Origin of the sequence: Paenibacillus sp. GCM10027627 (assembly GCF_042675505.1) — a bacterium.
Lineage (GTDB): Bacteria > Bacillota > Bacilli > Paenibacillales > Paenibacillaceae > Pristimantibacillus.
The window spans coordinates 1,034,332-1,057,585 of sequence record NZ_JBHTHB010000001.1 but is presented as its reverse complement, the minus strand read 5'-3'; the positions used below and the strand labels follow the sequence as shown (position 1 = coordinate 1,057,585).

The 23,254-nt window shown below is 46.7% G+C and carries 22 protein-coding genes; 18 read left to right on the top strand and 4 right to left on the bottom strand.

Going from position 1 to position 23,254, the window contains the following annotated elements; genetic code table 11:
• The first annotated feature begins 37 nt into the window (after positions 1 to 37).
• The 6 genes from ACFQZE_RS04940 to ACFQZE_RS04915 all read left to right on the top strand — a co-directional run bounded on the left by ACFQZE_RS04940 (position 38) and on the right by ACFQZE_RS04915 (position 6,673).
• Positions 38 to 775 carry a metallophosphoesterase family protein gene (locus ACFQZE_RS04940; RefSeq protein WP_379354249.1) on the top strand — a complete coding sequence of 246 codons (738 nt, stop codon included), beginning with the start codon at positions 38 to 40 and terminating at the stop codon, positions 773 to 775.
• 81 nt (positions 776 to 856) lie between these two features.
• Positions 857 to 1,642: a VOC family protein gene (locus ACFQZE_RS04935; protein ID WP_379354247.1), complete on the top strand. Its 786-nt coding sequence runs from the start codon at positions 857 to 859 to the stop codon at positions 1,640 to 1,642.
• A gap of 265 nt (positions 1,643 to 1,907) precedes the next feature.
• A complete protein-coding gene (locus ACFQZE_RS04930) occupies positions 1,908 to 2,246 on the top strand; it encodes a PadR family transcriptional regulator (RefSeq protein WP_379354245.1) in 339 nt (112 codons plus the stop codon).
• A gap of 15 nt (positions 2,247 to 2,261) precedes the next feature.
• Positions 2,262 to 3,281: a hypothetical protein gene (locus tag ACFQZE_RS04925; protein WP_379354243.1), complete on the top strand. Its 1,020-nt coding sequence runs from the start codon at positions 2,262 to 2,264 to the stop codon at positions 3,279 to 3,281.
• Positions 3,282 to 3,670: 389 nt separating this feature from the next.
• Positions 3,671 to 3,841, top strand: a complete 171-nt coding sequence (locus tag ACFQZE_RS04920) for a hypothetical protein (protein ID WP_379354241.1) — start codon at positions 3,671 to 3,673, stop codon at positions 3,839 to 3,841.
• Positions 3,842 to 4,201: 360 nt separating this feature from the next.
• Positions 4,202 to 6,673 carry an aminotransferase class I/II-fold pyridoxal phosphate-dependent enzyme gene (locus ACFQZE_RS04915; protein ID WP_379354238.1) on the top strand — a complete coding sequence of 824 codons (2,472 nt, stop codon included), beginning with the start codon at positions 4,202 to 4,204 and terminating at the stop codon, positions 6,671 to 6,673.
• Between the two features lie 115 nt (positions 6,674 to 6,788).
• On the opposite strand, the gene ACFQZE_RS04910 is transcribed toward ACFQZE_RS04915, so the two are convergent.
• Complete coding sequence (locus ACFQZE_RS04910; protein WP_379354236.1) at positions 6,789 to 7,922, bottom strand: NADH:flavin oxidoreductase; 1,134 nt, start codon at positions 7,920 to 7,922, stop codon at positions 6,789 to 6,791.
• A 540-nt stretch (positions 7,923 to 8,462) separates the two neighbouring features.
• Between ACFQZE_RS04910 and ACFQZE_RS04905 the strand changes: the two genes are divergently transcribed.
• The 5 genes from ACFQZE_RS04905 to ACFQZE_RS04885 all read left to right on the top strand — a co-directional run bounded on the left by ACFQZE_RS04905 (position 8,463) and on the right by ACFQZE_RS04885 (position 13,993).
• The gene (locus ACFQZE_RS04905) at positions 8,463 to 9,206 is read left to right on the top strand and encodes a polyphosphate polymerase domain-containing protein (RefSeq protein WP_379354234.1); all 744 of its coding nucleotides are present in this window, start codon (positions 8,463 to 8,465) and stop codon (positions 9,204 to 9,206) included.
• Positions 9,199 to 9,903, top strand: a complete 705-nt coding sequence (locus ACFQZE_RS04900; RefSeq protein WP_379354232.1) for a DUF4956 domain-containing protein — start codon at positions 9,199 to 9,201, stop codon at positions 9,901 to 9,903. The genes ACFQZE_RS04905 and ACFQZE_RS04900 overlap by 8 nt, the downstream gene beginning before the upstream one ends.
• 122 nt (positions 9,904 to 10,025) lie before the next feature.
• The gene (locus tag ACFQZE_RS04895) at positions 10,026 to 11,039 is read left to right on the top strand and encodes a phosphodiester glycosidase family protein (protein WP_379354230.1); all 1,014 of its coding nucleotides are present in this window, start codon (positions 10,026 to 10,028) and stop codon (positions 11,037 to 11,039) included.
• A gap of 5 nt (positions 11,040 to 11,044) precedes the next feature.
• Entirely contained in the window at positions 11,045 to 12,055 is a 1,011-nt protein-coding gene (locus ACFQZE_RS04890) for a GtrA family protein (RefSeq protein WP_379354228.1), read from the top strand.
• Between the two features lie 15 nt (positions 12,056 to 12,070).
• Positions 12,071 to 13,993 carry a CotH kinase family protein gene (locus ACFQZE_RS04885; protein ID WP_379354225.1) on the top strand — a complete coding sequence of 641 codons (1,923 nt, stop codon included), beginning with the start codon at positions 12,071 to 12,073 and terminating at the stop codon, positions 13,991 to 13,993.
• 88 nt (positions 13,994 to 14,081) lie between these two features.
• On the opposite strand, the gene ACFQZE_RS04880 is transcribed toward ACFQZE_RS04885, so the two are convergent.
• Positions 14,082 to 14,669 carry a DUF4358 domain-containing protein gene (locus tag ACFQZE_RS04880; RefSeq protein WP_379354223.1) on the bottom strand — a complete coding sequence of 196 codons (588 nt, stop codon included), beginning with the start codon at positions 14,667 to 14,669 and terminating at the stop codon, positions 14,082 to 14,084.
• 363 nt (positions 14,670 to 15,032) lie between these two features.
• On the opposite strand from ACFQZE_RS04880, the gene ACFQZE_RS04875 reads away from it, so the two are divergent.
• From ACFQZE_RS04875 to ACFQZE_RS04845, 7 genes are all read left to right on the top strand, one after another.
• Positions 15,033 to 15,362 (top strand): ArsR/SmtB family transcription factor, encoded by a 330-nt coding sequence (locus tag ACFQZE_RS04875; protein WP_379354221.1) that lies wholly within the window; start codon positions 15,033 to 15,035, stop codon positions 15,360 to 15,362.
• Entirely contained in the window at positions 15,362 to 15,760 is a 399-nt protein-coding gene (locus tag ACFQZE_RS04870; protein ID WP_379354219.1) for an SRPBCC family protein, read from the top strand. Before ACFQZE_RS04875 ends, ACFQZE_RS04870 begins: the two co-directional genes overlap by 1 nt.
• A 125-nt stretch (positions 15,761 to 15,885) precedes the next feature.
• Positions 15,886 to 18,141 (top strand): ATP-binding cassette domain-containing protein, encoded by a 2,256-nt coding sequence (locus ACFQZE_RS04865; RefSeq protein ID WP_379354217.1) that lies wholly within the window; start codon positions 15,886 to 15,888, stop codon positions 18,139 to 18,141.
• Positions 18,142 to 18,350: 209 nt separating this feature from the next.
• Positions 18,351 to 19,118 carry a hypothetical protein gene (locus ACFQZE_RS04860; RefSeq protein ID WP_379354215.1) on the top strand — a complete coding sequence of 256 codons (768 nt, stop codon included), beginning with the start codon at positions 18,351 to 18,353 and terminating at the stop codon, positions 19,116 to 19,118.
• Between the two features lie 81 nt (positions 19,119 to 19,199).
• Positions 19,200 to 19,685, top strand: a complete 486-nt coding sequence (locus ACFQZE_RS04855) for an SRPBCC family protein (RefSeq protein ID WP_379354213.1) — start codon at positions 19,200 to 19,202, stop codon at positions 19,683 to 19,685.
• A 2-nt stretch (positions 19,686 to 19,687) separates the two neighbouring features.
• The gene (locus ACFQZE_RS04850; RefSeq protein ID WP_379354211.1) at positions 19,688 to 20,203 is read left to right on the top strand and encodes an SRPBCC family protein; all 516 of its coding nucleotides are present in this window, start codon (positions 19,688 to 19,690) and stop codon (positions 20,201 to 20,203) included.
• 14 nt (positions 20,204 to 20,217) lie between these two features.
• Entirely contained in the window at positions 20,218 to 20,529 is a 312-nt protein-coding gene (locus ACFQZE_RS04845; protein WP_379354209.1) for an ArsR/SmtB family transcription factor, read from the top strand.
• Positions 20,530 to 20,589: 60 nt separating this feature from the next.
• Here ACFQZE_RS04845 and ACFQZE_RS04840 read toward each other — a convergent pair whose 3' ends face one another.
• Positions 20,590 to 22,611 carry an acyltransferase family protein gene (locus ACFQZE_RS04840; protein WP_379354207.1) on the bottom strand — a complete coding sequence of 674 codons (2,022 nt, stop codon included), beginning with the start codon at positions 22,609 to 22,611 and terminating at the stop codon, positions 20,590 to 20,592.
• 239 nt (positions 22,612 to 22,850) lie between these two features.
• On the bottom strand, positions 22,851 to 23,252 hold the full coding sequence (locus tag ACFQZE_RS04835) for a hypothetical protein (RefSeq protein ID WP_379354205.1): 402 nt from the start codon (positions 23,250 to 23,252) through the stop codon (positions 22,851 to 22,853).
• Between the last annotated feature and the right edge of the window lie 2 nt (positions 23,253 to 23,254).

The window sequence follows — 23,254 nt, the reverse complement described above, 5'->3', positions numbered from 1 at the left end:
GGTTGGCAAAATAGACAACAAAAGAAGGAGAGACAATGTGGAAACGACAATTGCAGTCCTATCTGATATACATAGCAACGTTTACGCGTTAGATGCTGTTTTGCAAAATATTGAATCTCGCGGAATCCAAACGATTGTCAATCTTGGTGACACGTTGTTTGGTCCAATTGAGCCGGGTTTGACCGCCAAAATGCTTATGAATCGAACCGATATCATTCATGTTATGGGCAATTGCGATCGTTACTCGCTGCAAGAGGAGATGGACTCTGCAACGTTTCGGTTTGTTAAACCTTACATGAACGAAGACATTTCCGAATGGCTGAAGTCGTTTAAGCGAACTTGGACCTATCAAAATTTATTGTTTTGCCATGGCACTCCTTTTTCCGACGAGGAGTATCTTCTCGAAGAGGTGCATGAAAGCGGTGTAAAGGATAAAAGTGTCGAAAAGCTGATGATGGAGTTGTCATCTATTGAGCAGAGTATCATCTTTTGCGGACATACGCATAAGCAAAAGTCGATTTGGCTACCCGATGGCAAAGGGGTCGTAAATGTCGGCAGTGTAGGGCTGCCGGCCTATTTCGAGGATCAGCCGTATCCTCATGCAATGGAGGCGTTCACCCCGCATGCCCGGTATGCCATTGCGACGCAAACGAAGCAATCATGGGTAATCGACCAAGTCATGGTGCCTTACGATTATGAATTGGCCGCCCTTCAGGCCGATAAAAACAACCGTACCGATTATAGTCATGCCATCAGATATGGCCGCGTTGGTTAAGCTGCAAATCAAGCAGTGACTTCTAAACGTTCCAATAGAATGAAACCTCAATACGGAAAAAAAGTTATGGGAGATATCGGTATGAAAAAATTTGCGATCGGTCATATATTGATCAAAAGTAATCAATTACAGCAAACAGTAAAAGATTTCGAGCAATTGGGCTTTACCGTTACCTATCGCTCCGATCCCGCCAAAGCCCATAATGCGTTCATTTACTTAAGCGACGGATCATTTCTTGAGCTGTTCAATCCAAAGCCGGTCAAACTGCCGGATAAGCTGATGGTGGGTCTATTAAAGCTGCTGCGTCCGCTGCAACCTGCTATGATGGATCGGCTTGCGACTTATATGAAGGGCAGCGAAGGACTAATGGATTACGCGCTAGACAGTGTCCCTGTTGAGAAGGCGGATGAGTATTTGAAGGATATCATTCGTGCAGGGGCAAAGATGGGGAAGAAGCTTTCGATGAGCAAAAAAATGCGCGACGGAAGCAAGCAAAGCTGGTGGATTGCACCGCCGCAGGACGTTAAGCTGCCCTTTTTGATGAGTTCATATCAACCGCCTTTAGTCTGTCATGAACAAGAATTTACTCATCGCAATAACGTACAGCGTTTGGATGGAATGGTCATAGAAGTTCCTAATTTGGAAGAATGGATAACCACATATAGGAGCATTTTAGTTGGAACTCAGGCTTTCAGACAAGGCAGTGAATGTGAATTTACCCTTGGCAAAAAGCATAAAATTATACTTCGTCAGGCGGAACGCTATCGCATTTCGGAAATACGGCTGCTAACCTCGGATGATTCATGGCTGCATAGGGACGAAATATTTAGTAAAGCTAATATTACCCTTCATCCAATAGAAGATTAGTGAAAACTGATCTATGACTACTATTATCTAGGTTAATATTTAATATAGTTAATTAAATAGACAAACGGTAAAGACTGCTTCTCTCAATCCAGTCGAGGAGCGGGTTTTTGCTGTTTTTTTGCTGGTTAGCGACAGGTTTCCGTTCCTTCTATCTATGTGTAGATATGAAAAGTAGTCATTTCTGTACAGTATCAAATTACGTCTAATATAATGTTGTTTACAATAGTGTGTGACGTACAGTATGATATGTTCAGGAGTTGATCATATGCCAGATGTTAATGAAACGATTAACGGTTTGCTCGGCGAGTTGAGGCGTGGAACCATCGTTATCGGTGTACTGAGCCAGTTAATGGAGCCGCAATACGGTTATTCTCTCGTTCCTGTTTTGGAGGAAAAGGGTGTAGCCGTTGATCCCGGTACTTTGTATCCGCTGCTGCGCAGATTGGAGAAGCAAGAGCTTCTGGAAAGCACATGGGATACCAATGAAGCGCGTCCCCGCAAATATTACGTGTTAAGTCCTTTTGGTAAGGAAGTTTACATGGGTTTGTGCCAGGAGTGGCGCAAGTTGATTGCCAGCATGGAAAATCTTTTAACTGAGGAATAAAGGAGGAGATTTAGGATGGAGATCATTGACCGTTATATTTATGCAGTGACGCAGCGTTTGCCTGGTTCGCACAGAGCGGATATTAAGCAGGAGCTTAAAGGACTGATTGAGGATATGCTGGAGGATAGAGCGCCAGCGGGTATGGCCACGGAGAACGACGCGAAAAGTGTACTGACGGAACTTGGGCATCCAAATGTGTTGGCCGCAAAATATAACGGCCACAGAGAACGATATTTTATTGGGCCTTCTTTAATTGAGCCTTATTTCACAACATTAAAAGTGGTCCTTATTTCAATTGGCATTGCTCTATCTGCCCTATTCGCATTCGAAGTGATCGTTACGGGCTCCAGCGTGACAGAGTTGGTTACGGAGTATCTTGTTACACTAGTCAATACCGCGGCTCAAGGATTTGGCTTAGTAACGGTTGTATTTGCATGGATCGAGCATCGCAATAGAAAAAATGCCGCAGGAAATTTTGACCCGCATAAAGACTGGAAGCCAGCCGATTTACCCACTATTCCCGACCAGCTCACCCGCATTAAATTAAGCGAGCCGATTTCTGGCATTATTTTTACCGTTCTGTTTATGGCGGTATGTTTATATTCGATTGAACTGCTCGGCGTTTGGCGAATTCACGAGGGTGAACGGATACTCATCTCCTATTTGAATGTTGAAGCGTTCCAAGTATATTTGCCGCTTGTGTGGGGAATAGCCGTACTAGCCATTTTAAAGGAAAGTGTACGGATGATTGTTCGCAGTCGAACGGGCAAGCTTCTTGTTTTGCATATTGCAGTGACTGCAGCCGCCACAGCCATTATGTGCATCGTGATGTCAGATTCGGCGATTTGGAATGCTAATTTTCTCCCGCAAATGGAGGCCGCAGGACTGCTGAGCGCCGGCAGTGAACATTACGAAAACGTTGCTTCTATATGGAGCAGAGTTGGCGAATGGCTTGTCGCTTTGACTGCTCTGTATGGCGTGATCGATATTTTAACGGAAAGCTACAAGTGGTTCAAAATCAAACGTTTGGCGTGAAACCAATGAAATTGAGATGATGGGACTAACACTTTAGGGAGTAATGTTTAGCTGCGCTCAGCGCGGCTATTTTTTTTCGTGCAATAAGCGAGACAGGCTAGTTCCTAAAGCGTCAAAAAGTCGCTTGTTTCAAAAGTCCTGTCAAGAGAGTTACAAGTTTATCTGCTATCAACCTCTTCTTTAATTAAGTATTTTCTTTATAAACGAATCGCTGCAATATGCCATGACGGATACCCCGCATCGGATATTCACAATCAATTTACGGTCAGCCCTCAGGCGATGTCCCAGCATTTAAAAATACTTTCGAGAAGCCAACTTGGTGCATGTGGAAAAAAAGCGCAGCAGCGAATCTATTGGGTTAACACCGAAGCAATGGCGGGGGCCGAGGATTGGCTGCACAATATGAGACGCCGATGGAGCAGCGGCTTGAATTCAGCTCCTATTTATCCGACCGGGATGGAAACCCTGTTGATCCTGCTCAGGCGGGCGTTCCGGCAAATTTCCCAATAAATATTGAATTTTTGATTGAGTTCTTTGCCAAAGGGAACAGACGGAGCTGAAAATTACGGAGTACGGATGGACAGCTGGCGAGATGATGAAATATGCCATTATAGGGATGAGCCAGTCACTCGATTAACTTGCAGTCCATTTAAATGAATTCAAATAAAAAATTTAAACCAATCAACATCTGTTTAAATCGGCATAAATGATTCGCTAAAGTAAAATGTTTGAGATGGCCTGGAACTTCCGTTAGGAGAATCCGGGCTTTTCTTTTCGACTCGAACAATGTCGATTTATTTTGATATTCAATCCTGTATAAAATTGTATAATTTAAGAATGCGCTTACAAAAATGGTGAAGTGAAAATAGGGGGCTAAACAATGTTTAAACAACGATATCCAAGTTGAGAGGAGAAATGGAATGTCTAAAGCCGATGAATCATTCCTTCATTTGTACCAAATGATTAACGAAGCCATCTCTCATGGCATTGTCCATCATGTCGCAGAGGACGAACAGCATGAGGGAAGGACCATTCGTCTGCAGGATCGGAATATGCTCAATTTTGGCTTATGCAGCTATTTAGGGCTTGAGGCCGATTCCCGTTTAAAACAAGGGGCAATCGATGCCGTAAACCGTTACGGGGTTCAATTTTCTGTCTCGCGCGCCTATGTTTCGCATCCGCTATGCGAGGATGCAGAAGGACTGCTAAGTCAAATATTTGACGGTAAACCGGCGCTTTTTGCCCAAACGACAACGCTCGGCCATCTGTCAGCGCTGCCTATTTTAATTGAACCGGGCGACGCCGTGCTGGTCGATTTTCAGGTGCATAACAGCGTTCAGACAACCGTAAATATCGTGCGGACCAAAAAGGTGCATATCGAGTACATTCGCAATGATGACATGGAGCAACTGGAGGAAAGAATCGTCGCATTAAAAGAAAACCATCGCCGAATATGGTATTTGTGCGATGGCATTTATAGCATGTACGGCAATGAAGCGTCTTTGGATGCTCTTGAACGGCTGCTGAATAAATACGATCAGTTTCATTTATATATTGACGATGCTCATGGCATGGGCTGGATCGGCATAAATGGCAGAGGCTTTGTCCTCAGCCGCATCCCGCATCATGACCGTATGATCGTTGTCACTTCGCTTAGCAAATCATTTTCTGCCGGTGGCGGCGCAGTCGTATTTCCCAACTACGAAATGTATCATAAGGTCAGGTCATGCGGAGGGCCGATGATCTTTTCTATTCCGTCCAATCCGCCAACGCTTGGCGCAGTCATCGCTTCTGCCCACATTCATCTTTCCGACGAGTTGCCTGCATTACAGAGCAAGCTGTTGGATCATATTCGTTATTTCAACGAGACGGCCAAAGCTTACGGACTTCCGCTTGTACATGCAACCGAAAATCCGATTCGCTTCATTGGGGTGGGTTTGCCAAAGCTCGCATATGCGGTAGTCAGCCGTCTACAGGATATGGGCTTCTATACGAATATAGCAGCTTATCCGGCTGTGCCAATGCGCCGCTCGGGTATCCGCATTACGCTGACGAACCATCATACGAAGGAAGATATTTTTGCTCTCATTCAGGCCATTGCGGCAGCGCTGCCTGAAATCGTTACAGCAGGCGCAAGCTCCATGGACAAGCTGTTCAAAACGTTTAAAATGCCGCAGCTCCAGAGTTCCAAAAATATGGTTGCTGCTGCAACGGTTGAAAGAAGTGCCGAGCGGGGCGGGCTGTCTGTAGAACATCATGAAAGCATCGAAGCGATTGGGAAGGAAGAATGGAATCGACTGCTGGGGGATCGCGGTTATGAATGGGATTTCCTGCTCGCTCTGGAGAAAACCTTTATCGACCAATCGAATCCCGAGGACAAATGGAGCTTTCATTATTTTATCGTCCGCGATAAAGAGGGGTTTCCTTTGCTTGCGACATATTGCACCGGTGTGCTGCTGAAGGACGACATTTTGGAATCAAGCGCAGTGTCCATGGCCGTTGAGCAAAACAGAATCGACGATCCCTACTATTTAACCTCGCACTACTTGGTTATGGGATCGCTCCTTAGTGAAGGGAATCATCTTTATTTGGATCGTGGCGGCGACTGGCAAACAGCCATGGACCTGTTTATAGAGGCCGTTCAGGCAGAACAGGCGAAAGCCCAAGCGAATACGATCATGCTGCGCGACTTCCCGGACGATGACGAGGAACTGGCGCGATATATGTACGCTCAAGGTTTTCTCAGCAAACCGATGAGAGAAAGCAACGTATTGGTGCTCTCGTGCAGCAATAAAGGGGACTACTTGGCGGGACTGTCCAAAAGTGCGCGTTCGGTCATTCGCAAGGAAGTGCTGGCGCTGGAGCACATGTTTGAGATGGATATTTTGGATAGCGACAGCCCGCCAGCCTCAGAGGAAACGATCCGTCATTTACACAGCTTGTATCTAAGCGTTCAGCAACGGAAACGCGACATCAATACGTTCCCGCTGCCGATGAATTTATGGCTTGAACTGACGAAAAGTCCAGGCTGGGAGCTGCTTATGTTTCGGATTAAACCGGAGTATGGAGGCGATCCGAATGGACGGCCTGTCGGATTCTTAAGCTGTTACAAAGGCGAGAATCATTACTTGTTGTCCCTGATCGGCATCAATTCCGATTATACGGGGTCTCATCATGTGTACCGCCAAGCGTTTTATCAAGCGATTGTACGGGCCATGGACCTAGGACGGTCAACCGTTTATTTAGGAGTTGACGCCAATAAAGAAAAGCAAAGATACGGCGCCAGCCTGCATCCTTCGAAGGTGTACTTCCAAACGTTAGACCATTACGCTTATCATGTGCTGGAAAATATCAAGTCAGGCCTCGGTAATAGAGTGGAGGTTACACGATAAGGAAAGCACCTGAAAAGCCCCTTTCCCGAAATGGGAAGGGGGCTTTTGGGTGTAGTGTTGTACAGATGCGGTCATAACGGCCCGCTGTCCAGCTCCTTTTGCCGCTAGGTCAATATCAATATAGTTTACCTAAAGCTTCAGCGGTAAAAGGTTTTATTTCCTCAAGTTTTCCATCGTGCACTTTAACAACCCATTCGGGGTCTGCCAGCAAGGAACGTCCTACGGCAGCCAAATCAAATTCGCCCTGCTCTAATTTCGCGATTAAGCCATCCAAGCTAGTTACTTTCGCCACGTGGCCGGGAGCGAATGAGTTTAAAAACTCGTCGTCCAGCCCAACCGATCCTACGGTTATGGTCGGTTTACCCGTTAATTTTTTGACCCATCCAGCGAAATTCAGCTCGGATCCCTCATATTCAGGCTCCCAAAAACGTCGCGTCGAGCAATGATAAATGTCCACGCCTGCGGATGTCAGTGGCTCTAGAAACGACGCCAGCTGTTCCGGCGTCTCTGCCAGCTTGGCCGAATAATCCGACATTTTCCATTGGGAAATGCGCAGTGCGATCGGGAAATCGGGTCCAACGGCGTTTCTAACGGAGTGAATGATTTCTGCGGCGAACTGGGTTCGCCCCTCTAAGCTGTTGCCGCTGTAGCGGTCCGATCTTTGGTTGGTCCTTTCCCAAAAAAATTGATCGATTAAATAACCGTGAGCCGCATGGATTTCGATTCCGTCAAATCCAAGCTCCTTTGCGTTGGCGGCCGCTTGAGAGAAAGCGTTAATAATGGAAGCGATATCTGATTCGCTCATTGGAGCGGTTATCTGATTTCCGTTTAAATCAATGCCGGAGGGCCCAATCGGAAGAGATTCCGGATTTGGAAGAGCTCCGACGGCTCTTGCCATCCCAACATGCCACAGTTGAGGAAAGATGAGGCCTCCTGCAGCGTGAACTTGTTCCACTACAACAGACCAGCCCTCTAGCGCAGAACCGAAAAAATGCGGAACGTTTGGATTGTCGGCGGAGGAAGGGTGATCAATGACTGTCCCTTCTGTAATAATGAGGCCAACCCCATTTTCGGCGCGGCGCCGGTAATACTGAGCGACATCCATCCCGGGAATGCCGCCCGGTGAAAATCCTCTGGTCATTGGCGCCATCACAATTCGATTCGGCAACGTCAGCTTGCCTAGTGTCATTGGCGTAAATAAAGGCTTCATGTGAGGATGAACAGGCAGTGAGCGGTTATTTGTTTTCATTTGAATTTAAGTCCTCCCATATCTATTGGCATTCCATGTGCCGATTTGCGGCTCTGCAATGGAAGAGAGTCCGAACAAAGCGCACAATATACCGGGCAATTTTGCAGAAACCTTTCGGATCAGTGAATAGAGTATAAATGAAGGAAAGGGAGAATGGAAAGATGCCGCCGGACCTGATTCCTTGTCATCGATAATTAAGGCTAATTTATAGAGAATACAACACCCGCGTTAAGACAGCTTTTGTTTTCTAGGCCAAATAAAATAAGTTAAGAATTCGATTTGGATTTATGAAGGAGCTGTTTGAGAGAGCGACGGAAAATAAAGCTTCAGCCCTTGTTTAAACGAGATAAAGAGGAAATTTAAAATTGCTTTGAAAAAGCCCTGCGTAGACACGCGGGTTTTTTGTTTTGGACGGAATGTTCCCCTTTTCGAAAAAATGAAGTCTTTGTAAATTTATTTAAGATTCGTTAAAGGTTATCTCCGTAATATAGGGCTCAGCAAGGAAACAAAGAAAGGATTTTGGCGGAGGGGATGAAGGGAATGGCGATTGAGGTTTTTAACCGATATGAAAACAAATATTTGCTCGACGACATGGCGTACATCCGGTTTTACGAGCGGTTGCTCGATTATATGGAGCCAGACGATTATAACAAAAAAAATCCTTTTTATTCGATCAGCAATCTCTATTTCGACACACACGATGATGCGCTAATACGCAAGAGCATTTCAAAACCGAAGTACAAAGAGAAGCTGAGGCTTCGTGCTTACGGGGTACCGAATTGGGGGGCAAAAGGATATTTGGAGCTGAAAAAAAAGGTTTACGGCTTGGTCAATAAACGAAGATCGTCGCTGCGGCTCGACGAAGCCCATATTTTTGTCACAACCGCACAATTGCCGCCACCGCAGGAATATATGAACAAACAGGTGATGAACGAAATTCAATATTTCCTCTCGCGATATGAATTGGAGCCTAAGTTGTATCTGGCTTATGAGAGAAGGGCTTTATTCAGCAAGGAAAACCGCGATTTGCGCATTACGTTCGACACTGATATTCGATCAAGGCGATATGATTTGAGGCTGGAAAAAGGGGACCATGGAGAGCCGCTGCTTGGGCAAGGAAGCTGGCTTATGGAAGTAAAAGCGGAGAAGACCGTTCCGATGTGGCTGTCCCGCTTGCTCTCGGAGCATCGAATGTTCCGGACAAGCTTCTCCAAGTACGGCACCGAATATGTAAAATACGTCAAAGGCGGCAAAACCATCAAGGAGGCTATTCTTTATGCTTGAATTTATTGAATCCATCTTTGCGCCCTCTACAGCGGCGGACCCCACGCTTACGATAAGCCATGCCCTTATTACCGTACTGGTGTCGATTGTGCTTGGCGGCATGATCAGCTTCACTTATATGAAAACGTCAAATCGTGCCAACTATTCACCAAACTTTACGCTAACGATGATGCTTCTGCCCGCTATTGTCGCGATTATCATTTTGCTTATTGGAAGCAACATCGCTAGAGCGTTTAGCCTTGCAGGCGCTTTCTCCATCATCCGGTTCCGCAGCGCTCCGGGCGATCCGAAAGATATCGCTTTTGTTTTGTTTACGATGGCGTCAGGACTTGCGGTCGGCGTCGGTTCGTTTGGGTATGCCGTTCTATTTACCGTTTTGCTGTGCGGACTGATGTTTGCGCTCAGTTTTCTCAAGTTTGGACAGCAGAAAACAACGCAGCGCCTGCTTAAAGTGACGATACCCGAAGACCTTGGCTACGAGGAAGCATTTGCGGAAGTATTCCGCGACTTCGGCATTGCGTTTGAACTGAAGAAAGTCCGAACAACCGAGCTTGGAAGTCTTTATGAACTCGTATATGCAGTCACAATGGGCAGCGAAACGAATCAGAAAGGTTTTCTAGATGCCATAAGATGCCGTAACGGAAATTTGGATATCACCTTGACTATGGCTCCGACAGCATATGATTTCAGGTCGTAATATACATAGAGCAACGAAATGGGAGGAAGGACGATGAAAAGAAAATTAAGCTTATTGCAGCTTTCCGCCGACTCGCTCTCCTTTGCATCTTTGAATACAAACGCTGCAAGAGGTGACCTAAAATGACGCGCCGCAAAAAAACGGTTATAGCCGTTATATTCACCTGTGTCGCGGCAATTGGACTCATTCTTTACGGACTAGCAGACCGATACTTAATCGAACATGTCGAACAAGTCATTACGGATACGAGTAAGGAAGCAAGCGCCGCCGCTTCAGACGGAGATGTACCGCTTGGAGAGGGTTCGGCAGAAGCTCCAGAGGATGAATCAACCGCCGCGAACGGTGAGGAATCTTCCAGTGATCAGGGAGAAGCGGCGAAATATAGCGCCGACGATTGGAACTATAACAGCGATCAATTAAACATTGCTATTAAGCGGGTTACGACAGGATCGGGCAACGATCAAATTACCTACTATGCGGCCGATGTGAAAACGGCGGAAGCCTCAATGCTGAAGGCTGCTTTCGCGGAAAATGCATTTGGCCGCAACATTATTGAAAATACGTCCAAAATCGCATCGGATCACGAAGCCATCTTCGCCATAAACGGCGATTATTACGGATTTCGCAGCGACGGTGTCGTAGTTCGAAATGGCGAGCTTTACCGCGACGAACCGGCACGGGATGCGGTGGCGCTCTACGAGGACGGTACGATGGGCTCGTACGACGAAACGGCTGTTTCGGCAGAATCGCTTTTGCAAAAAGGCGTTATTCATACGTTGTCATTCGGGCCGGCGCTAGTGAAAAACGGCGAAGTCGTGCAAAACCTCGACAATGTGAAAATCGACTCCAATTTCGGAAACCGTTCCATTTCCAATGCCAATCCGCGGACGGGCATCGGCATGATCGCTCCGAACCATTATGTGTTTGTCGTAGTGGACGGTCGCTCGGCGGAAAGCAGAGGCATGACGCTTGATGAATTCGCGGGACTTTTCGGCGATTTGGGGGCCACGGAAGCTTACAATTTGGACGGCGGCGGCTCCTCTACGATGTATTTTATGGGACGAGTGGTGAACAATCCGCTTGGCAGAGGACAGGAGCGCGGAGTTAGCGATATTTTATACGTCGGAGGGGAGTGATTGAGGTGACCGTGTTAATTCCTTCCTATCAGCCTGACCATCGGCTGGTCGATCTAGTCGGTCGGCTGAAAGCGGTGACGGATGCTCTTATCGTTATTGTTGACGATGGCAGCGGCGACCGATACCGCACGATTTTTGATGAGGTCAAATTGGCCGGCTGCACCGTGCTTACTCATGTAGTAAACCTTGGGAAAGGACGAGCGCTCAAAACGGGATTCCAATACATTCGAGAACTGGGAGCAAAAGAAGGCGTTGTATGCGCCGACAGCGATGGACAGCATGAGCCGAGAGACATTATGTCGGTGGCCAGTTCGGTCGCGTCAGGTGGAAAAAGGATTGTTCTTGGAAGCCGCAGCTTTACCGGTAAAGTTCCGCTGCGCAGCCGATTCGGCAACCGTCTGACGAGTAAAATCTACGATGTTGCGACTGGCATTCACATTTCGGATACGCAGACCGGACTAAGAGGCTACCCAAGCGAACTGCTCGGCTGGCTGTGCGAAGTACCGGGCGAACGGTTCGAATACGAGATGAACTTGCTGCTCGAAGCGCCGCGTCAAGGGTTCGCCATTGCGGAATTGCCGGTCGAAACCATTTATTTAGACGACAACAAATCTTCGCATTTCCGTCCCGTTGTCGATTCGGTCAAAGTCTATTGGCCATTTCTTAAGTTTAGCGCTTCATCCATGCTTTCCGGCGTACTCGATTTTTTGCTTTTTTTCTTGCTTTCGGCTTGGACCTCAAACTTATTGGTCTCCGTCGTATTCGCTAGAATAGGGAGCTCGCTTGCGAACTATTCGGTCAATCGCCGCTTTGTGTTTGGCCGCTCCACGCAAACGCCGGTCATGTGCTCCATGACAAAATATTATTTGCTTGCAGGCACCATCATGGGGCTAAACTACGGGATGTTGTATTTGCTTCATATCGGCATGGGGCTGCATCTCGTTCCATCCAAGCTATTGACGGAATGTTTGTTATTTCTTTTAAGCTACTGGTTCCAAAGAAAATATATTTTTTAACTTAGGAGGGTCCGAATGAGGAGCCAAACGTTTATTAAACAAGTCGGCTGTATTCTTCTGTGCGCAATCTTGTTAACTGGATGTATGAAGGAAGGCAATACTGGCGGCACGACCGATACGGCGATCATAGAGACAGGCGAAACCGTTGTAAAGGAGCTCGACTACGTTGGACAAATCGACAAAACCAAAATGATGACTTTTTCGATTACAGCCGATGAGGCAAAGTGGCAGGAAATGCTGGACAATGCGGCTAACGAGGAGTATATTTCCGCAGATGTAACCATTAACGGAACATTGATCAAAAACGTCGGCATTCGTCCAAAAGGCAATTCCAGCTTGAGGCAAATTGTAAACGACGACACGACGGACCGGTACAGCTTCAAAATCAAGTTTGATGAATATGTGGAAAATCAAACTTGGCTTGGACTAGATAAAATCGTGGTCAACAACATTCATTCGGACAACAGCTATTTAAAAGAATATTTGAGCTACGACATTATGAGTTATATCGGCGTTGACGCTCCTTTATATTCTTTCGCCAATATTGAAGTGAACGGCAAAGCTTGGGGATTCTATCTCGCGGTCGAAGATTTGGACAGCGGCTATTTGGATAGGACGCAGGGAGGCGAAGGCGAGCTTTATAAACCAAACAACGACGGCAATATGGGCGGCGGGGGCATGAGAGACTTCGCTCCGGGAGATGGCGCCGCGCCTGGCAATAATCCGCCTGCGGCTAATAATGGAAACGCTGAGCAGCCGGCCCCTCCTGCAGAAGGCAACGCACAAACGCCGAATGCAGCAGGTACGCAAGCTCAAACGCCAGCCAATGGCGGAGGCGATCAAGCGCAAATCCCGCCTGTCGAAGGCGCTGCACCGGGCAATAATCCGCCGATGGAGCCTCCGGCCAACTTCGACCCGGCAAATATGCCGGATTGGGGCGGAAGAGGAAATGGCGGCGGTCCCGGAAGGATGAACGGTGGCGGGAAAGGGGTTTCCCTGGAATATACGGATGATCAAATTAGCAGCTACTCCTCCATCTTCGACAATGCCGAAACAAAAACGACGGAAGAGGATCATAAGAGAGTCATTACGGCACTCAAAAATTTAAGCACAGGCACCGATCTGGAAACTTACGTGGATGTAGATGCGGTTCTGAGATATTTTGCGGCTCATACCGTTGTGGTAAATATGGACAGCTACACATCGATGATGGCACACAATTTTTATCTTTATGAAAATAACGGAAAAATCAGCATACTGCCATGGGATTACAACTTGTCATTTGGCAGCTTCCAATCCGGCAGCGCATCCGATGCCATCAACCTTGCGATTGATACCCCAATCTCTGGCGTAACGTTGGAGCAGCGTCCGCTTCTTGGAAAACTGCTAGAAGTTCCGGAATATAAGGAAAAGTATCATGAATATTTGCAGCAAATCGTCGACGGATATTTTTCCGGCGGGAAATTCGAGCAGACGGTTTCTGCTCTTGATCAATTGATTTCGGAGCATGTCAAAAATGATCCAACCGCGTTTACCACATTTGAAAAGTATCAAGCAGCGATTGCCGAAATTAAGAAGATTGGAACGCTTCGTGCCGAAAGCATTCAAGGCCAACTGAACGGAACGATTCCTTCTACAACAGAAGGACAAAAGGCGGATTCAAGCAAGCTCATTGACGCTTCGTCGGTTGATTTGTCCAAATTGGGCGACTTCGGGGGCGGCAGAGGCGGTGCTGGCGGATTTAGACCGGGCGGCGGGCAAGGCAACTTCCCTTATGGGATGGGGCAAGGGTTCCCTCAGCGGGGCAATGGCCAAAATGCGCCGAACGGACAAAGCGCACCTAATGGGCAAAATGCGCCGAATGCACAAAATGCACCTAGTGGGCAAAACACGCCGAATGGGCAAAGTGCCCCTGCGGAAAATGCACCGAATGCCTAATAAACGTCTCAATGGCAATAACGATCTGTAGCAAAAGAATAATAAAAACGGGCACTCGGATTTTTCCGAATGCCCGTTTTTTGATCCATTAATATTTAGCTGCAATTTCCAAAAATGCTTTTTCCAAGTCATCCGCTTTTTCGTGAATAAGGAGCAGCACATAGTTTCCTTTAGTGGCGATTTTGTAGTTTTGTGCGTTTTTGTACGGCTCAGGCAAATAAGTTTCGAACGTCTTCTGAATGTCTGCAGCGCGCTCTTCAAACGCCTTTTTGACAGCGTCGATGTCTTTTGCATCCTTTACCTTTACAACAGTGAGCTCATCGGAGGAAAGGCTCACAGCCGGAGATTGCACTGTATATTCTTCAAGAAGGCTAAGATCAAGCTTGTAGTAGTCTTTTAACAAATCTGCTGGCAGCTCCATAACGGACGGAGGATTTTCTACCTTTTTCACCATTTCATTTATAATTTTGCCTGTAGAAGTGGTTGGCGCCTTTTCTTCAGGCTGTGCAGGAGTTTCCGGTTCAATGGATGGAGACGGGCTAGGTGCAACGCTTTCGGTTGGTGGAGTTGATGTTTTTGGCATTTCGGCATTGTTTTTGGCGTTGCCTCCGCAAGCGGTCAGCAAGCTGCCGAGCAAAGCGGTTACTAAGAGAAGGGACAAAGCTGTTTTTTTCATGATGGTTGTTCTCCTTATACTTGTTTCTATTAAAAGCGATTTGATTCAGAGTAACTGACGGCTATAGGGGGCAAAATGTTGCAAAAGGACGTGCTTGTGCTGTCTGGCATATCTTTCCTTAGCTATTTGCAGCACAACAAATGAAAGTGATTCTTTACATTTTGTCCTGTACAAACCTCATTAAGGATAGGGTTAAAAAATAGGGTTGACACGACACCAAATGGTGTCCTATTATTAAAAGGACACTAAATGGTGTCATTTAAAATGTTCGCACCATACGGCTATTGCTTTCAAAGTGGGCTGCTTGCATCAAGGTGTGAAAGGCACGCCTGCCCTTTGGCAATACTAGTAGGAGAGGGTGTTGTGAGCGAAAACAACGGAATGCGGGATGTTTTTGACGCTGTTGCAGATCCAACCAGGCGCCGGTTGATCCAACTGCTGGCAGGAGCAGAGGAAATTCCGCTTCATGAGTTAACGGCTCAATTTCAGATGGGGCGGACGGCAATATCCAAGCATTTGACTATTCTTAAAGAAGCAGGACTCGTACTCGACCGCAAAGCTGGCAGAGAAACACGATTTCGGCTAAATGCCGCACCGCTTAAGGAGATCCACGATTGGGCGGCTTTCTACAATAAGTTTTGGATGACGAACTTGCTTCGATTAAATCAATTATTATTAGAGGAGGAAGAATAATGAGTTTGATATTAAATTTAGATTTTCAGTATACAACGTCAATTGAGAAGCTTTGGGCTGCGGTGACGGACTCGGACCAGCTCGCTAAATGGGTTTTGCCCAATGATTTTAAGCCGGAGGTTGGTCATCGTTTTAAATTCCAAGCAGAACCGAACGAATGGTGGGACGGTCTTATCCAAGGGGAAGTGCTAGTTGTGGAACAACCTCAACGGTTGTCCTATTCATGGGAAAGCGGAGGGGAGAAACATACCGTCGTTTGGACGCTTCAAGACTTAGGCGAGGGCAAAGTGAACCTTCATCTTGAGCAAACCGGGTTCTCCAATCCACAGGGGCTTGAAGGCGCAAAATATGGCTGGAGCGCTTGGTGCGGCGAATTGGAAAAGCTGCTCGCTTCATAATTCAGCGCTTGGCTTGCTTCATACAAACCGGCTGCATCCGAAATGCAGCCGGTTTATGTCTGCTTAAGCTAAAAGATATGATATTGTAGAAACAGAGACTCATATAATCGAAAGGATGGTAAAGAGTGAGCGAAACGAATCAAGGATTTATCGTCATCTCGGGCGCAAGGGAAAACAATCTTAAAAATGTATCCCTTCAAATTCCGAAGAAAAAAATTACGATTTTTACAGGCGTATCCGGTTCCGGCAAATCATCGATCGTATTTGATACTGTTGCCGCAGAATCTACGCGTCTGCTGAATGAAAATTTCAGCATGTTCGTACGCAATTTTTTGCCGCGCGTTCCGCAGCCGGACACAGATGGAATTGAAAACTTAAGCATGGCCGTCATTGTGGACCAGAAGCGGCTTGGCGGAGGCTCTCATTCCACGATGGGTACGATCACTGACATATCGCCCATACTCCGTCTTTTGTTCTCTCGGGTAGGTCAGCCGTCTATCGGAGAATCACATATGTTTTCGTTCAATGATCCGCAAGGCATGTGTCCCGAATGCAACGGCATCGGTCGCAAGCTTGGCGTAGATATGAGCAAGGCCATTGACATGAATAAATCGCTTAACGAAGGTGCGATCATGCTCCCGGATTATACGGCTGGCGGCTGGGAGCTGAACATGCTCGTTCAGGGCGGCCCTTTTGATCCAGACAAAAGGCTGAGCGATTATTCACCTGAGGACCTGGAAGAGCTGCTTTACGGCAAAGCGAAAAAAGTAAAAATGGATTTTGCCGGCAAAGCGACAAATATTACAGTGGAAGGCGCCATTGAGAAATTCGCCAACAAATATATTAAGCAGGACGTGAAGACAAAGTCCGAGCGTACGCAAAAGGCGGTTGCGCCGTTCATCACCGAAGGCGCTTGTTCGAGCTGTCGAGGAGCGAGGCTCAGCCAAGCTGCATTGGGCTGCAAAATTAACGAATTAAACATTGCGGAGATGTCTTCCATGGAGGTGGGACAGCTTATCCGCGTCATTCGGGAAATTGACAATCCGGTTGCCGCAACAATGGTGAAATCGCTAACGGAGCGATTGCAGCATTTGGTGGATATTGGGCTGGACTATTTGACGCTAGATCGGGAAACCGATACGTTGTCCGGCGGCGAGTCGCAGCGTGTCAAGATGGTGAAGCATCTAAGCGGCTCTTTGGTGGATGTCACTTATATTTTCGACGAACCTAGCGTTGGGCTCCATCCTCGCGATGTACACCGGCTAAATGAATTGCTTCAGAAACTGCGGGACAAAGGCAACACCGTTATTGTCGTCGAGCATGATCCAGATGTCATTAAGGTGGCGGATCATATTGTTGATGTTGGGCCTCACGCCGGAAGCCGCGGCGGCAATATCGTCTATGAAGGAAGTTACCAGGGACTGCTGGAATCCGGTACGTTGACTGGTTCTCATATGAAGCTTCCGCTTCAACTTAAACAGGATAGCCGGAAGCCGTCGGGTAAACTATCTATACAGGATGCGAATCTCCATAATCTAAAAAACGTAAGCGTCGATATTCCGACGGGTGTGCTGACAGTCGTAACAGGTGTAGCCGGTTCTGGCAAAAGCACGCTAATCAACGACATCTTCCTTAGTAATCATTCAGATGCCATCGTTATCGATCAATCGGCAGTAGGTATTTCGACTCGTTCGAATCCCGCGACGTATACTGGCATTATGGACGATGTGCGTAAGGCGTTTGCTACAGCAAACAAGGTAAACCAAGGCTTGTTCAGCTTCAATTCCAAAGGAGCTTGCGAGAACTGTCAAGGGCTTGGCGTCGTCTATACCGACCTTGCTTTTCTGGACAGTGTGAAGCTGCCATGCGAAGTATGCGGCGGCAAAAGGTTCAAAGAAGAGGTATTGGAATACAAGTACAACGGCAAAAATATTGCCGAAGTGCTGCAAATGACGGTAGAGCAGGCGCTCCAGTTTTTTGAGCTGAAAGAGGTCGTGCGCAAACTTCAAGCGATGAGCGATGTGGGGCTGAACTACATTACGCTCGGTCAGCCGCTCAGCACGTTGTCGGGCGGAGAATGCCAGAGAATTAAGCTGGCAAGCGAGCTTCATAAGAACGGCAGCATCTACGTCATGGATGAGCCGACTACCGGCTTGCATATGTCCGATATCGGGCACTTAACGGAAATCATGAATCGCCTCGTAGATGCCGGTAATACGGTTATTGTTATCGAACACAACCTTGAAATCATCAGCCAAGCAGATTGGATTATCGACATGGGACCGGATGGAGGCAGCAAAGGCGGCCAAGTGGTGTATGAAGGAACACCTTCGGGGATTGCTCAGGCCGAGCAATCGATTACGGGAAAATATTTGGTGTAAAGCAAGTTATTCCAAGGCTGCCGGCCCCAATCGGCAGCCCTTTTATTTATGTGCCGATTTTGCGGATGCCACTAATCGCTTCTTCAACGAGTAACGGATGAATTTCCAGATCGTCACCCCACAATAAGAAGGTTAGCAAAAAATAATAGGAAATTATTTATTAAAGTTGGTAAACTGGGGTTCAATCCCGTTGGGAAGGATGATTTGAGATGAATAAAGAGTTAAACGTTCTAAACCGCAACCGAAATCGGATCATTCCGATTTTTAATTGCGATTACGACACATTTGACACCCATTTAGAGTTTTATACCGCTATGGGCTTCGATATCGTTTATTACCAGAAGGCTCCCTATCGCTATGCATCTGTGAATAGAGAGGGCATTGGAGAGTTTAGCTTTTATGGGGTGAAAAACTTCAAGGAAGATGGACAAGTAGGCGGTTGTTATGTAGTTGTGCCTAACGTCCGGCAAATTTTTGAAGAGCTCAAAGCCAATTTAAAAGCTTATTACGGCAAAATTCCAGTCAAAGGGACGCCAAAAATTTCCAGGTTGAATCAAACGACCGAGGATTGGAGAGTGAATGTGACAGATGCTGTCGGCAACACGATCATTATCGGCGAAAGCTTTGGGGATTCAACTGCGCTGATGGAAGCAGAAGAAGGTAGAATTAAGGCGCTTCAATCCAAATTTGAAAAAGGCTACGCCGGAGCGTACCGGTTTGCCTATTCCAAAATGGATTATCTGGCCGCTAGAAATACGTTGGAAGTTGCGTTTCATAAGTTCAGGGAAGAAATATCGAATGAGCTATTATTTAAAGCCAAAGTTTTGCAAGCAGACATTTACAATGAGCTGGGTCAAAAGGAGAACGCAGACGAGGCACTGCAAGAAGCGGCATCGATTATATTAACGGAAGTAGAGAAAGAAAACGTAAAGAATGAGCTAGAACGGTTTCATGAACTAAACAAAGGGGACATTTGATCGTTATATTTCTTTACAGTTATATAACCATATAGTAATATAAAGTGGGTGGAAAAATAAACTAGCTGGAGGATGGATTAAATGGAGGGAAAAGTAGTACAGATAGACGGGCATCGAGTCGTGCGTTTCGAGCGGTACTTCAGGCATCCGGCGGAAAAGGTATGGGAGGCGATTACAAATTCGCAGCAGTTGGCCAAATGGTTAACGGTACGGACGGAAATGGAGCTTAAGGTGGACGGCAAATTAACTTTTAGCTGGGAGAACGGTGATCGTGTAAATGGAACATTTTCGAAAATCGTCCCGCCGTCTGAGTTGGAATATACTTGGCTTGAGCCGGATTCGGGTCACTCGGTCGTACGTTGGAAGCTGGAAAGCGAAGGTGAGGGCTGCCGGCTCCATTTGACCCACACTTTCTATGATTCCGCTGTTGTAAAGAATTATTTGGCAGGCTGGCATGTGCATCTTGATGTTTTGGATGAGGTGCTCAGTGATCGGTTCGACCAGTTCCCTTGGGGAAAAGTAAAGGAAATGCTCGTTCATTATACATCCAAATTGGAGGGGGAATGAGAATGGAACCATTAACGATATATCATCGTTCATTCATCAAGGCATCGCCAGCCAAAGTTTATGAAACAATCGCAACGGGAGAAGGCTGGGATGCGTGGTTTACGCAAGGAACATCCGTTGATGCGCGTCCAGGCGGAAGGATTCATTTCCGGTTCAAGGATTTTGGACCCGATCATATTACGCTTGAGGATGGCGGGACGGTACTAGAGGCGATTCCTGAAGCGAGATTTGTATACCAGTGGACTCCTGGAGATACGACGACGACCATTTCTTTTGTGCTGACAAAGATAGGCGAAGGAACTTTGGTTTCCGTGGAGGAGTCTGGTTATAAAGGAACGGCTGCGGATTTAAAAGCTTTTGCCGATTGTGCAGTGGGATGGGGAGAGGCGCTCACTTTGCTCAAATTTTATTTGGAGCATGGCGTCACCTATGGTCCAGTTCCGCGACATCAATTGGAGAAGCCGATGACAGAGCAGTATTCAACGCGAACGGATCATTTTATAAATTCACAACAATAAGCAGAGGGCAGACTATGACAGCAAAAAATGTTTTTGAAGTGTTGGCCGAGCCGCATAGACGAACGATGCTGGACTTGCTTCGCATTCGTGAACGTTCGGTGGGGGAGCTTGTGAATCTATGCGGGCTTAGTCAGCCAGGGGTTTCCAAACATCTTCGAATTATGCGGGAGGCCGGTTTAGTTGAAGTGAAATCGGTTGCTCAAAAAAGCTTCTATTCTATTCGGCCTGAGCCGCTGAAAGAAATCGACCAATGGCTGGAATCATATAGACATTTTTGGTCGAAGCAGCTTGATCATTTGGAAGCTTTTTTGGATCATGAGGAATAAAATGAAGAGAGTGCTCCATCGGCGACCACACCTTTGAAGCACTCTTTTTGTAAAGTTAAGTTAGTCGGTTAGGCTATCTACGATAAGGCTCGCATAAAGCTCTGCGCCTTTCTTCTTCAAGTGAACGCCATCAGCAGCAAATAAATCCTCGTTTCCTTTACTCGCAGCATACCAATCTATTATTGTGACGTTTGAAGCTTTTTTCGCTGTTGCAGCTAACATTTTGTTAACGGAATCCTGCCATTTGCGAGGAACTCTTGTGTTTATGAACACAATTTCCCGCTTTTCGCCGATTACGCCAAGCAGCTCATTCATCTGTTTTGTTGTAAAGGACCCGTTCGTACCCAGTTGAATAACGACGGTATCCGCCAGCTTATTGCTTTTTTTAAGCTGTTCAATTATGTTTGCCGCCGCTCCAAATTGCCTTCCTACTTTCCCATCCATGTAGATGCCGGGAAGCTGTTTTTCCAAATAGGGGGCTGCATCCAAAAGAACAGAATCTCCGATAGCCGTAATGTTGTGCTTGTTAAGAGGAGTGACGGGCTTCTTCTCCGGGACAGGTTTTACCGCACTGCCCGGATTCGAGCTTGGGCCAATTTGTTTATTGCTCTCCTTCTGCTCGGATTTCTGGCTAGATTTCTGATCCGTCTTCTGATCCGATTTTTGATCAGGTTTTTGTTCAGTGACTGGCTTTTCCTCCGTTATATCCTTTGTATCTTTTTTATCAGAACCGTTAGGTTTTACTGTGTTTACAGTATCCTTTTGTTTATCTTGTTTTGCTTTACCTTGTGTGTTGCCAGTTGTTGCTTCTTTTGTCTGATTCGGCGCGGCAACCGCTGAATCGTCCTTTTTGGCATCCAAACTTTCAGATTGCAGGTTTGCGCTGCCTGTGCAGGAAACGCCGGTTAAAACAAGAACGATGACGGCCGCTAAAGCGGTTGTTTTTCTAAGACGGAACGACGATTTCGTTTTTTGTTTTACCCAAGTGTACATATTGCCCAAAGCTCCGCGTCGAATAGGTTCTTCAATAAATCTCCAGGATAGCTCGGCAAGGACCAAGGTGAGAGCAAGCTGCATAAACGCTCGTGCAAGATGGAACTCGGCAGCTTCTGCTGTGGGAGTGGTCAACACGATAATCGGATAATGGTACAAATAAATGCCATAGGAGCGTACACCAATCCAAGTAAAAGCTTTATTCCCCACGATTCCAGCTAGTTTGCTGGCAGGATGCGCTAGAACGGCTACAACTGCCGCAGTAGCTAGAGCAAACAGGACCATGCCTCCTTGATATAAAAATGAATCATATTCGCCAATCTGGGCCATCATCACAATAATAACCCCGAATCCGAACATACCGATACCATCGAGGAGACGGCGACTGCGCTCGGAAAGCGTACTAGACAGCTTTGAACTCGGCCAGACGATGGCAAGTGCTGCACCAATCAGCAAACCGAAGGCTCTTGTATCTGTACCGTAATAAACACGGCTCGGATCTGAGCCAGGTACATACAGCAGCGCCATTGCTCCAGCGGAAATAGCGGCAGCAGCTAGTGTCCATAACGCAAGCTTGCCGCGTTTTGGCGAGAAGCGGATAGCGATGAGCAAAATGAAAGGCCATAACAGATAAAATTGTTCTTCCACCGCAAGCGACCATAGATGACCGAATGGAGAAGCGGGGCCAAAGCTTTCAAAATAAGAAACCTCATGAAAGATGAGCCACCAGTTATTTATATACAGTAATGCCGAACCGATATCGCCTTTCAGGGATAGAAGCCGATTCGGATCGAGAATAAGCAATCCTAATGAAACGACCGCGATCATGAGAAACATAGCTGGCAGCAGCCTTCGAGTACGGCGAATGAAAAAGGTTTTGAGGTCCAATGTTTTGTTTTGGCTCAATTGTTTCAGTAATAGGTCAGTAATCAGATAACCGGAGAGCACAAAAAACATCGTAACCCCAAGCAAGCCGCCGGGTATCCCTTTTACGTTTAAATGGTAGGCGATGACTGTGAGTACGGCGATGGCTCTCAGCCCATCGAGTCCCGGCATGTAGCGATAGTTGTTGTCGAGCGGCTTAGGCATTTCGGTATCCCCCAACACTTAAGCGCATGGGAGATGCAGCAGCAGTCAAGTAGATAAAAAGAAGCTCGCAGAAACAGTGGTGTTTGAAACAAGTGTCGGTGGTAAAAATGATGTTCAGCCCCTCTAGATGATAAATCGTTGTCATGTCATTATAGGGCGAATGGAACATTAATTCGTAACAGAACAGTTACAAAACGGAATCAAATTCGTTTCAATCGCAATAGGGGGTTGGCTAGCCACTAAGCCGTTGAACGAATAGATACAAATAACGGAAAGTACGTCAGCACATTGTTTTCCCGATCTAGCAGTTTTACCGTATAAACGCCCGTTCGATTAACGACAAACTTGATTTGCATGGCGGAATCGATTCCTTTGGGTAGCCCCTCCGGTCGGCGATTGACGATGCCTTCCAGCTCTTGCGACCATAATACATTTTTCTTTGTATCGGATACGCTCAAAAAGATCGAATCGTCCGCCACGTTCTGCATCCATATTTTGATCCATGCGGTTAAGTGAACGACAGTGGGGTACACGTTTACTTGTACAGAATTGCGAATGTTTTCAATCGTTTGGCTGTGTGTCGTTTCGTCAAATGAAACATGATCGGCCAAAATAAGCTGATAGTGCAACGATAAGGCCACCG